The organism is Pseudofrankia coriaricola (assembly GCF_032027725.1).
GTDB lineage: Bacteria > Actinomycetota > Actinomycetes > Frankiales > Frankiaceae > Pseudofrankia.
Map to the genome: position 1 here is coordinate 34,371 of NZ_JASNFO010000011.1, position 11,953 is coordinate 46,323.

At 75.8% G+C, this 11,953-nt stretch carries 6 protein-coding genes; all 6 read left to right on the forward strand.

Going from position 1 to position 11,953, the window contains the following annotated elements:
* Positions 1–78: 78 nt before the first annotated feature.
* The 6 genes from QOZ89_RS07705 (at position 79) to QOZ89_RS07730 (ending at position 11,931) form a co-directional block, all read left to right on the forward strand.
* A complete protein-coding gene (locus QOZ89_RS07705; RefSeq protein ID WP_083419245.1) occupies positions 79–1,053 on the forward strand; it encodes an ABC transporter ATP-binding protein in 975 nt (324 codons plus the stop codon).
* A 167-nt stretch (positions 1,054–1,220) separates the two neighbouring features.
* Entirely contained in the window at positions 1,221–2,993 is a 1,773-nt protein-coding gene (locus QOZ89_RS07710; protein ID WP_312623394.1) for an ABC transporter ATP-binding protein, read from the forward strand.
* On the forward strand, positions 2,986–4,677 hold the full coding sequence (locus QOZ89_RS07715; protein WP_312623395.1) for an ABC transporter ATP-binding protein: 1,692 nt from the start codon (positions 2,986–2,988) through the stop codon (positions 4,675–4,677). Before QOZ89_RS07710 ends, QOZ89_RS07715 begins: the two co-directional genes overlap by 8 nt.
* A gap of 146 nt (positions 4,678–4,823) precedes the next feature.
* On the forward strand, positions 4,824–5,114 hold the full coding sequence (locus QOZ89_RS07720; RefSeq protein WP_071051136.1) for an MbtH family protein: 291 nt from the start codon (positions 4,824–4,826) through the stop codon (positions 5,112–5,114).
* Positions 5,111–10,258 (forward strand): salicylate synthase, encoded by a 5,148-nt coding sequence (locus QOZ89_RS07725; RefSeq protein ID WP_312623396.1) that lies wholly within the window; start codon positions 5,111–5,113, stop codon positions 10,256–10,258. Before QOZ89_RS07720 ends, QOZ89_RS07725 begins: the two co-directional genes overlap by 4 nt.
* Entirely contained in the window at positions 10,255–11,931 is a 1,677-nt protein-coding gene (locus QOZ89_RS07730; RefSeq protein ID WP_071051138.1) for a (2,3-dihydroxybenzoyl)adenylate synthase, read from the forward strand. Before QOZ89_RS07725 ends, QOZ89_RS07730 begins: the two co-directional genes overlap by 4 nt.
* The last annotated feature ends 22 nt before the right edge of the window (positions 11,932–11,953 follow it).

The window sequence follows — 11,953 nt, forward strand, 5'->3', positions numbered from 1 at the left end:
ACCGCGCGGACGGCACCCACGGGTGACGGCGCGCCCGGCCGGTCGACGACGGGCCGGGCCGACGAAGGAGGACCGCCGATGACGCGGCTGAGCGCCCGTGATCTCACCCTCGCCTACGACAACCGGGTCGTGGCCCGCGAGCTGGGGATCGACATCCAGGACGGCGCGTTCACCGTCATCGTCGGCCCGAACGCCTGCGGCAAGTCGACGCTGCTGCGCGCGCTCGTCCGGCTGCTGCGGCCGAAGGCGGGCGCGGTCCACCTCGACGGCGCGCTGATCTCGTCGTACTCGACGAAGGAGGTCGCCCGCCGGCTTGGCCTGCTGGCCCAGTCCGCGACCGCTCCGGCCGGCATCACCGTCGCCGACCTGGTCGCCCGCGGCCGGTACCCGCACCAGCGGCTGCTGCGGCAGTGGTCCCGGGAGGACGAGCGGGTCGTGGCCGAGGTGATGGCCAGGACCAACGTCACCGAGCTCGCCGACCGGATGGTCGACGAGCTGTCCGGCGGCCAGCGCCAGCGGGTGTGGCTGGCGATGGTCCTCGCCCAGCGGACGCCGATCCTGCTGCTCGACGAGCCGACGACGTTCCTGGACATCGCCCATCAGGTCGAGGTGCTGGACCTGTGCGCCGAGCTGCTCGCGGGCGGGGGGCACACGCTGGTGGCCGTGCTGCACGACCTCAACCAGGCCAGCCGGTACGCCGACCACCTGGTGGCCATGCGCGACGGGCGGATCGTCGCCCAGGGGCCGCCGTCCGAGATCGTCACCGCCGGCCTCGTCGCGGACGTCTTCGGCCTGGCCTGCCGGGTCATCACCGATCCGGAGTCGGGGACCCCGCTGGTGATCCCGGTGCACCGGCGCCGCCGCCCGGCCGAGCCGGGGACGGCCGCCCAGACCGCTGCGGAGACCTCCGGGGGGACAGCGGTTGTGGAGACCTCCGCGGGGACAACGGTGGAGACAGCCGGGCAGGCGGTCGGGGTGCTGAGCGTGGCGGCCGCTTCGGACGGATCGGCTGGACCGCTCACGGAGGCGAGCGAACCCGTCGACATGGGTTGACTCGTATGTAAAATTTAAGTTAGCTATACCTAAGTATGTCGGGCAGGTAACCGCCGCCCGCTGTCGCCGATCATGCGGGCCGCGGGCGCTCGACGCTGCCCGCCTGGAGGCCGCGCGCAGCGGCTGATCGGACGGCGCGGGCACGATCCGGTCAGGACGGTGCGGAGTTGGACAGCGCGACGGGCAGCCGGCTGCTGCGGTCGCGGCTGCTGGAACGGCGCGGCGAGCTCGCCCTCGGTGGGATGGCCACGGTCGTCCAGCAGACCGCGATGCTCGCCCTCCCGTGGTGCGTCCAGCGCGCTCTCGACCGGGGCGTCACCCCGCGCTCGGTGCACGGCACGCTCACCTGGGCCGTCCCGACGGCGCTGATCGCCGTGGTGTTCGTGCTCGGCGGCGCCGGCGGCCTGTGGTGGTCGGGCCGGGCCGCGAACCGGGTCGCGCATTCGCTGCGGGCGGCGCTGGTCCGGCGCGTGTCCGTCCTCGACCGCCCCGCCCTCGGCCGCTACGGGCACGGCGACCTGGCCACCCGGGTCACCCGGGACGTCGACCTGGTCCGGCTGTGGGTGCAGAACCTCTCGATCTGGGTCCGGATCGTCGTGACGATCGTCATCGTGCTGCCCGCCTTCGCGCTGCTCGCCTGGCCGCTGCTGGTCGTGGGAGTGGTGACCATCCCGCTGGTCGCGCTGGCGAACGCGTACTTCCCCGCGCGGTTCGACACGGCGAACGAGAAGCTCTCCTCGGCGTTCGCCACTCGGGCGGACGCGGTGGAGGACCTGCTCTCGGCCAGCGCCGCGGTGCGCGGCCTCGGCGGTGAGTCGGCCCTCGTGCGCCGCCATCACGACCGCAGCGCGGCCCTCACCCAGCACACGATGACGACCGCGCGCATCTCGGCGATGTGGTCGGCCGTGCCGCCGACCGTGCCCCGGCTGGCGATCGCCGCCGGCCTGGCCATCGGCGGGACGGCGGCGCTGCGCGGCGACCTCACCGTCGGTGGCCTGGTCGCCTTCACCTCCTGGATGACCACCCTGACGCTCGCCGTCACGGTCGCGGTCGACCTGCTCTCCGCCCAGGGCCAGGCCCGCGTCGCGGCCGGTCGCATCGCCGAGATCCTGGACACCGCGGTCGACGACGGCGAGCCGGCCGACGCCGAGTCCCCGCCGCCCGGGGCGGTGCTGCGCGCCGCCGCCGTGACGGCGCGGCACGGCGGCCGCCGGGTGCTCGGCCCGGTCGACCTGTCCGTCGGCCCCGGCGAGCTTGTCGCCGTCACGGGCCCGACGGGCAGCGGCAAGAGCACGCTCGCCCGCCTGCTGTGCCGGCTGGAGGACCCGGAGACCGGGACGGTCAGCCTGGGCGGCGTCGACCTGCGCCGGGCGCCCCGCCTGGAGCTCGCCCGCCGGGTCGGCCTGGTGCCGCAGCGGCCGCTGATCCTGGCCGGCACGGTCGCCGACAACCTGCGGGTCGGCCGCGACATCGAGCTCGGCGAGCTGCGGGCGGCATGCGAGGTCGCCGCCGTCGACGACTTCGTCCGCGGCCTGCCCGACGGCTACGACACCGAGTTGGGCGAGCGCGGGGCGTCCGTGTCCGGCGGCCAGGGACAGCGGCTGGCGCTGGCGCGCGGGCTGGTCGGCCGGCCGGACGTCCTCATCCTCGACGACGTGACCGCGGCCGTCGACGCCGCGACGGAGGCCACGATCCTGCGCCGCCTGCGGGCGTGGTCGCCCGAGTCCGCGCTCGTCGTCATCTCCCACCGCCCGTCCGTGCTGGCCGCCGCCGACCGGGTGCTGCGGCTGACGGCCGACGGCACGCCGGCACCGGCGGCCGGCGTACAGGCGCCGGCGGCTGGACCACCCGAGGCGTGGCCAGCGCTGGCACCCGCGCCCGCGCCGATCCAGCGACAGGGTGGCGACGAGGTCGTCGGGGTGGGCGGCGGCAATGGCTGAGGCCGTGCGGCTGCTGGCCGAGGACCCGCCCACCGCCGGCGTCTTCCGGCGCTTCTGGCCCTACCTGCGCCCGCACCGGGCGATCCTGGGCGGCGCGCTGCTGGCGAGCCTGGCCAGCACGGCGGCGGTGGTGGGCATCGCCCCGGCCATCGGCCTGGGGGTCGATGCCGTGACCGTCGGCGACCGGGGCCGGCTGTGGTGGGCGGCCGCCCTGATGGCCGGGCTCGTCGTGGCCCGGATGCTCCTGCTGCGGTGGTCCGAGATCCTGCTGTCCGCGGCCGGGGAGCGAACGATCCGCGGCCTGCGCGAGCTCGTCGTCGAACGCCTCGCCCGCGCGCCGCTGCGCTTCATCGAGGCGCACCGGACGGGCAACCTGCTGCGCCGCTCGACCGGTGAGATCGCCGACCTCACGCTGTTCCTGCGCGACCAGCTGCCCAACCTGGTCAGCGTCAGCCTCACCGTCGTCCTGACCACCACGCTGCTGCTGGTCTACTCGTGGCTGCTCGCGCTGCTGCTGCTCGCGTTGTTCCTGCCGGTCGCGGCCGTGATCGCCGCCTGGTTCAACCGGGGGGCGCCGGCGGCGTTCGGGCGGCAGGCGGCGACGGACGCCACCATGACCGCGACCTTCACGGAGATGCTGGGCGCGCACGAGGCCCTGGTCGCGCCGGGGCGGCCGGACGAGTGGATCCGCCGGTTCCAGGCCGACAACGACGAGCTGCTGCGGGCGTCCGACCGGACGATCGGCGTCCAGAACCGCCTGCAGCTGTTCGGGGTGATCGAGGGCCTGGCCACCGCCGCGCTGCTGTTGCTGGGCGTCTGGCTGGTGCGGACGGGGCAGCTGGACGTGGGCACGGTGGTCGTGTTCGTGGTCGCGACGAGCAACCTGTTCGAGGGCCTGCTGATGCTGGCGGGGCTGGCCGGTCAGGCCCAGGTGGCCCGGGTCGGCCTCGCCCGCCTGACAGACCTGCTCGACGTGCTCCCGCCGGCCCCGCCCGCGGGCCCAGGAGCGCGGGGGAGCGAGCTGCCGGCGCGGGGCGACCTGGTCGCCGACGGGCTGCGGTTCGGCTACGCCGACCGCGCGGACGTGCTGCGTGGCGTCTCGGTCGCCTTCGCCGCCGGTGACCGGGCGGGCCTGGTCGGTGCCACCGGGTCCGGCAAGACCACGCTGGCCAAGCTGCTGACCGGCCTGTACGAGCCGGACGCCGGGACGGTGCGCTACGGCGGGGTGGACCTGCGTGCGGCCACCCCGGAACAGGTCCGGGCGCGCATCGTCCTCATCCCGCAGCAGGTGCACATCATCACCGGCACGCTGGCCGAGAACCTGGCCCTCACGCCGGGCGCCCCGGACCGGGCGGCGATGGAGCGGGCGGTCGACCTGCTGGGCCTGGCCGACTGGGTCGCCCGGCTCCCGGGCGGCCTGGACGCGGACCTGGGTGGGCGCGGCGACCGGCTGTCGGCCGGCGAGCGGCAGATCGTCGGGCTGCTGCGGGCCGCGCTGGTCGACCCGGAGGTGCTGGTGCTCGACGAGGCGACCGCGGACCTCGACCCGGACACCGCGCGGCGGCTGGAGGCGGCCGTCGAACGGTTCCGGGCCGGCCGGACGCTGATCGTGATCGCGCACCGGCCGACCACCATCGAGCGCCTGCCACGGATCGTGCGCGTCGAGGCCGGCCGGCTGAGCTGATCCGGCGCGCGGCGTCGGAGTGGTGGGTATCCGAAGCGCGGGGGTAGACGAATGCGGCGATTTTAGGTAAAGATAACCTAAAGTAAGGCGAACCTAAATCACGGGCGCTGATTTAGCGGGCAGAGATCCAAGGAGACGGGCACCTCATGTCGACCAACCCGTTCGATGACGAGATGGGCAGCTTCTACGTCCTGGTCAACGCGGAGGGCCAGCACTCGCTGTGGCCGACGTTCGCGCCGGTGCCGGCCGGCTGGACGACGGTGCACGGGGCCGCGAGCCGGGCGTCCTGCCTGGAGTACGTGGAGGCCAACTGGACGGACCTGCGTCCGGCCAGCCTGATCGCCCGGATGGAGGCCGACGGCCCAGCGGCGCCGGCGACGGATGCGCTCGCCGCGCGGGGCAGCCGCGACGGCGTCGACTCCGGCACGTCGCGATGACGGCGCCGGTGGTCTACCGCGAACGGACGGTGGCCGGCCTCGGCGACCCGCTCGCCGCGGCGGCCCGGTTCGCCCGCGGTGCGGCCGCGCCGGTCACCGTGTACGAGCAGGACGGCGAATGGCGCTGTGGCTCGGGCGCCCTGGCCGAGATCGTCCTGTACTGGGACGAGATCCGCTACCGGATGGACGGTGGCTGGCGAGTCGAGCCGGTCGAGGGTGACCCGTTGCGCGCCCTCGCCCGCGTCCTGTCCGTCCTCCCGATCGCGGACTGGCGGGCGTGCGGCTGGGCCGGCTTCGAGCTCGGCCCCCGGGAGCTCGGGCTGCCCGGGCCGGTCAGCCCCGACCCGCTCGCCCATCTGGTCATCCCGGCCCGCGAGGCGCGGCTGTCGGCGACCGGCGCGCTGCTGCGCGCGGCCGACCCGGCCGACCTGGACGCCCTGGCCGAGCTCGTGACCGGCGCGGACGCCGCCGAGCCGGGCGAGGCCCGGCCGCTGGCCGACCTGGAGCACGACGCCGACGAGTACCGGCGCACGGTCGCGCGCGCCGTCGAGGACATCGCGGCCGGCCGGCTGCGCAAGGTGATCGCCTCCCGGGTCGTCCCGGTCGAGGGCGAGATCGACCTGGTCGCCACCTACGAGCTCGGCCGGCGCGGCAACACGCCCGCCCGGTCCTTCCTGGTCGACCTGGCCGGCGAGCGCGCGATCGGCTTCAGCCCGGAGACCGTGGTCGAGGTCGGCGCCGACGGCCGGGTCTCCAGCCAGCCGCTGGCCGGCACGAGGGCGTTGCTCGGCGACGACGGCGACGCGGCCCGGCGGGACGAGCTGCTGCGCGACCCGAAGGAGATCTACGAGCACGCGGTGTCCGTGCAGGCGGTCCAGGACGAGCTGCGGCCGCTGTGCGCGCCGGGCACACTGGTCGTGGACGAGTTCATGAACGTCCTCGAGCGGGGCAGCGTCCAGCACCTGGCCTCGCGGGTCAGCGGCCGGCTCGTTCCCGGCCGGGACGGCTGGGACGCGCTGGCCGCCGTCTTCCCGTCGATCACGGCGACCGGCGTGCCGAAGGACGCCGCCTGCGCCGCGATCCGCGGCTACGAGCCGCGGCCGCGCGGCCTCTACAGCGGCGCCGTGATCAGCGCGACCTCGGACGGCGCCATCGACGCCGCCCTCGTCCTGCGGACGGTGTTCCAGCGCGACGGCCGGACCTGGCTGCGCGCCGGCGCGGGCATCGTCGGGGCGTCGAGCCCGGAGCGGGAGCTGGAGGAGACGCGCGAGAAGCTGCGCAGCGTCAGCCGCTTCCTCGTGCCGGCCCGGCCGGCGGCGGCACCTGAGCCGGCCGCGATCCCGGCCGCTTCGGGGCTGGTCGGTTCGGTGACGGCCGAGGATCTCGAGGCGTTGCGGCGCGCCGTCGCCGAGCTCCTGGAGGAGGACCCGGCAGCCCTGGGGGACCAGGACAACCTCTTCGAACAGGGCCTGGAGTCGATCGCCCTGATCAAGGCGATCGGGCAGTGGCGGCGGGCCGGGATCGAGGTCAACTTCGCGGAGCTGGCCGAGACCCCGACCCTCGACGGCTGGTTCAAGCTGTTGACCAGCCGGCGGCCCGCGGCCCCGGCGCGGACCGAGACCGGGACCGGAACGGGACCGGCGGGCGCCGAACCGGTGGGTGCCGAGAGGGTGGAGCCCGAGGCCGGCACCGAGTTCCCGCTGGCGCTGATGCAGCACGCCTACTGGGTCGGGCGCGGCACGGGCCAGACCTACGGGGGCGTCGCCGCCCACCTCTACACCGAGTTCGATGGGAGCGGCCTCGAGCCGGCCCGGCTGTCCGCCGCTACCCGGCGGCTCATCGAACGGCACGAGGCCCTGCGTACCCGGATCACCGACAACGGCGGCCAGGTCGTCGAACAGGTCTCCGGCTGGCGCGGGCTGACCGTCCACGACCTGCGCGGCCTGGACGAGGACACCGCCGCCGCCCGGCTGGCCGCCGTCCGCGACGACCTGTCCCACCAGATGCTCGACATCGAGCGGGGTGAGGTCTTCTCGACCGCGCTCAGCCTGCGGCCGGGCGGCGCGACCCGGTTCCACCTCGACGTCGACATGGTCGCCGCGGACGCCGTCAGCTACCGCGTGCTGCTCGCCGACCTGGCCGACCTGTACGACCGCCCGCACGAGGTCGCGCCCGCGCTGGCCTACAGCTACCGCCGCTACCGGGCGGAGCACGGGGCCGCCCGGCCGGAGGCGGTGGCGCAGGCCCGCGCCGCCTGGCTCGACCGCCTGCCCAGCCTGCCGGGAGCGCCCCAGCTCGCGCTGGCATCGGCCCCGGTGGCGACCGACGGCCCCACCGGACCCGGCGGCCCCACCGGACCCGGCGGCCCCACCGGACCCGGCGGCCCCACCGGACCCGGCGGCCCCACCGGACCCGGCGGCCCGGCGGCGGCGCCGCGGGTGTCGCGGCGCCACTTCCAGCTGCCGCCGTCGGCCCGCGAGGCCCTCGGCCGGGCGGCCCACCAGCGCGGCGTGACCCCGGCGATGGCCGTCGCGACCGCGTTCGCCGAGGTCCTCGGCGGCTGGAGCGCGCAGCCGCGGTTCCTGCTCAACGTCCCGCTGTTCGACCGCGAGCAGCTCCACCCCGACGTCAACCGCGTCGTCGGCGACTTCACCAGCTCGGTGCTGCTGGAGATCGACCTGACCGACCGCGTCCCGTTCGTCGACCGCGGCCGCCAGGTCCAGGCCCGGCTGCACGCCGACGCCGCCCACGCGGACTACTCCGGCGTCGAGGTGCTGCGCGACCTGGGCCGCCGCCACGGCGAGCCGGTGCTGGCACCGGTCGTGTTCACCAGCGCGCTCGGCCTCGGCGAGCTGTTCGACGCCCCGGTGCGCCGGGAGTTCGGCCAGCCGGTGTGGATCATCTCGCAGGGCCCGCAGGTGCTGCTGGACGCCCAGGTCACCGAGCTCGACGGCGGGCTGCTGGTCAACTGGGACATCCGCGAGGGCTCCTTCGCGCCCGGCGTCGTCGACGCGATGTTCGCGGCGTTCGAACGGCTCGTGCGAGACCTGGCCGACCTGGGCTCGGCGAGCAGCGCGGGCGGCGGCGCCTGGGACCAGCCCGTCGACGGCCTCCTCGACGAGTCCACCCGAGCGGTGCGCCGCCGGGTCGCGGCGACGGCCGGGCCGGCGTCCACCCGCCTGCTGCACGAGGGGTTCTTCGCGGCGGCGGAACACCGTCCGGACGCGCCCGCCCTGCTGTGGGACGAGGCGGCGTCCGCGGCTGGACCGGCCGGGGGCCGGTCGCTCTCCTACGGCGAGCTCGCCGAGCGGGCGACGGCCGTCGCCGGCGCGCTGGTCGCGCGCGGCGTCCGGCGCGGCGAGCTGGTCGGCGTCAGCCTCCCGAAGGGGCCGGACCAGGTCGTCAGCGTCCTCGGCGTGCTCGCGGCCGGAGCGACCTACGTGCCGATCGGGGTGGAACAGCCGCCGGCCCGGGTCGCGCAGATCGCCGCGACCGCCGGCCTGCGCACGGTCATCGCCAGCCCGGCGGCCGGCCAGGACTGGCCAGCCGGCGTGACCCCGCTCATCCTCGACGACGCTCACGAGGCCGCCCCGCGCGGCGCGCTCACGCTGGGCGCGGCGGACGATCCCGCCCGCCTCGACGAACCCGCCTACGTCCTGTTCACCTCAGGGTCGACCGGCCAGCCCAAGGGCGTCGAGGTCGGGCACCGGGCCGCGATGAACACCATCGACGACCTGATCGACCGGCTGGAGCTCGGCGCGGGGGACCGCACGCTGGCCGTCTCGGCTCTCGACTTCGACCTGTCGGTCTTCGACATCTTCGCCCCGCTGTCCTCCGGCGGCGCGGTCGTGATCGTCGACGAGGAGTCCCGGCGCGAGGCGACCCGGTGGGCCGAGCTCATCGCCGGCGGCGTCACGATCCTCAACTGCGTGCCGGCCGTGCTGGACCTGGTCCTGTCCGCCGGCGTGCCGCTGGGCGGCAGCCTGCGCGCGGTGCTGCTCGGCGGGGACCGGGTCGGCGTCGACCTGCCGGGCAGGCTTGCGGCAGCCGTCCCAGGCTGCCGGTTCCTGGGGCTCGGCGGCACGACCGAGACCGCGATCCACTCGACCGTGTGCGAGGTCGCCGGGGGCGGCCCGGTGCCGCCCGAGTGGCGCTCGGTGCCCTACGGCAAGCCGCTGCGCAACGTCGCGCTGCGTGTCGTGGACACCCTGGGCCGCGACTGCCCCGACCACGTCGCCGGCGAGTTGTGGATCGGCGGCGCCGGCGTCGCCCGCGGCTACCGGGGCGACCCGGAACGCACCGCGGACCGGTTCGTGACCCACGAGGGCGCCCGCTGGTACCGCACCGGCGACCTGGCCCGGTACCAGGCGGACGGCACCGTCGAGTTCCTCGGCCGCCGCGACCACCAGGTCAAGATCAAGGGATTCCGGGTCGAGCTCGGCGAGATCGAGGCGGCACTCGGCTCCGTGCCCGGAGTCCGGTCCGGGGTGGCCGCGCTGACGCCCGGCGCGGGTGGCCGGCCGCCGGCGCTCGGGGCTGTCGTCGTCCTGGCCGCGGGGACCGACGAGACGCAGGCGCCGGCCGCGGTCCAGGCGGGCCTGCGGGCGCTGCTGCCGCCGCACATGGTGCCCGACCGCATCGTCGTGGTGGCCGAGCTCCCGCTGAGCGCCAACGGGAAGATCGACCGGCGGGCGGTCGGCGCGCTCCTCGAGCGCGAGCTGGCCGGGCCCCACCGCGCCTCGGCACCGCCGCGGTCGGACCTGGAACGGGTGATCCGGGCCGTCTGGCGGGAGGTGCTGGGCGTCGACGAGTTCGGCGTCGACGAGGAGTTCTTCGCTCTCGGCGGCGACTCCGTGCTGGCCACGTCCGTCGTGGCCCGATTGCGTGAGGAACTCGACACCGGCGAGGTGACGGTGCGGATGGTCTTCGGCGCACCGACGGTCGCGGGGCTCGCGGACAACATGCGCGCGGCCGAGGCACTGCCTGGGCGGCTCGACCGCGTCGCGGCGATCGCCTGGGAGATCGCCGCGCTCTCCGACGACGAGATCGAGGCACGGCTGCTCGACGCCACCGACCAGGCCGGCTCGTCCGACCAGGCCGGCGCCGCCGGCGCCTCCGCCGGCACCGCCGGGACGCAGCAGTGAGCGCCCCGCTGGTCACCGACGCCGCGGCCCAGCCGGACACGGCCGGCGGCTGGGTCCCCTGGCCGGAGGAGTTCGCCCGCCGCTACGTCGCCGAGGGCTACTGGCGCGGCGGCCCGCTGGGCGACCGCCTCCGGGACTGGGCCGCCCGGTCCGGCGCCGCCACGGCCGTCGTGGCCGGGCCGGCGTCGTGCCCGGTCCGGCTCTCCTACGCCGAGCTCGACCAGGCCGCGGACGACCTGGCGGCCGGGCTCACCCAGCTCGGCATCGCGCCCGGCGACCGCATCCTGGTCCAGCTGCCGAACCGCGCCGAGTTCGTGACGCTCCTGTTCGCGATGCTGCGTCTCGGTGTCATCCCGGTGCTGGCGCTGCCGGCGCACCGCCGGGTGGAGATCGAGCACCTCGCCAGCCTGTCCGGCGCCGTCGCCTACGCGGTCCCGGACACGCACGAGGGCTTCGACCACCGCGCGCTGGCGAGGGACATCATGGCCACGGTCCCGGCCGTGCGCCACGTGCTCGTGGCCGGCGACGCCGGCGAGTTCACCGGCCTCGACGCGCTCGCGGCGGCCGGCGCGGCCGCGCGGGCCGAGGGGCGGGCCGCGGCGCCGCCCGCCCCCGACCCGGCCGGCGTCGCGGTGCTGCTCATCTCGGGCGGCACGACCGGCAAGCCCAAGCTGATCCCGCGCACCCATTGGGACTACGCGTACAACGCGGCGGCCAGCGCCGAGCTGTGCGGGCTCACCGCCGAGGACACCTACCTGGTCGCGCTGCCCGCGGCGCACAACTTCCCGCTGGCCTGCCCGGGGATCCTGGGGGCGTTCGGCTCCGGGGCGACCGTGGTCATGGCGAGCTCGCCCAGCCCGGAGGTCGCCTTCGACCTGATCGCGCGGGAGCGGGTGACAGTGACCGCCCTCGTGCCGGCGCTGGCGCGGATCTGGGTCAGCGCCGCCGAGTGGGAGCGGCCCGACACCGCGAGCCTGCGCCTGCTGCAGGTGGGGGGCGCCCGGCTGGACGCGGAGCTCGCCCGGCGGATCCCGACGACCCTCGGCGCGCAGGTCCAGCAGGTCTTCGGCATGGCCGAGGGGCTGCTGAACTACACCCGCCTGGACGAGGGCGACGAGCTGGCCTTCACCACCCAGGGCCGGCCGCTCGCGCCGGCCGACGAGATCCGGATCGTCGACCGCGACGGCGCCGACGTGCCCCCCGGCGAGGTCGGCGAGCTGTGGACCCGCGGCCCGTACACCCTGCGTGGCTACTACCGAGCCGCCGAGCACAACGCGACCGCCTTCAGCCCGGACGGCTACTACCAGTCCGGCGACCTGGTCCGGCAGACCCCCAGCGGCAACCTGGTCGTCGAGGGCCGGATCAAGGACGTCATCAACCGCGGCGGCGAGAACGTCTCCGCCGGCGAGCTGGAGGAGCACCTGCTCGCCCACCCGGCGATCGCGCAGGCCGCCGTCATCGCGGCGGCGGACGAGCAGGTCGGCGAGAGCGTCCGCGCGGTCGTCGTCCTCGTGCCCGCGGCGACGCTCACCCTCAAGGCGGTCAAGGCCTTCCTGCGCGAGCGCGGGCTTGCCCGTTTCATGCTCCCCGACCTGCTCACGGTGGCCGACGCGCTGCCGCTCACCGCGGTCGGAAAGATCGACAAGCGGGAGCTGCGGCGCCGCATCGGCTGACGCCGCCCGGCCAGCGCCGCCG

Bases quoted from the DNA above. Each gene is read 5' to 3' on its own strand.
- QOZ89_RS07705 (WP_083419245.1), top strand. From the start codon at position 79: ATGACGCGGCTGAGCGCCCGTGATCTCACCCTCGCCTACGACAACCGG.
- QOZ89_RS07715 (WP_312623395.1), top strand. From the start codon at position 2,986: ATGGCTGAGGCCGTGCGGCTGCTGGCCGAGGACCCGCCCACCGCCGGC.
- QOZ89_RS07720 (WP_071051136.1), top strand. From the start codon at position 4,824: ATGTCGACCAACCCGTTCGATGACGAGATGGGCAGCTTCTACGTCCTG.
- QOZ89_RS07725 (WP_312623396.1), top strand. From the start codon at position 5,111: ATGACGGCGCCGGTGGTCTACCGCGAACGGACGGTGGCCGGCCTCGGC.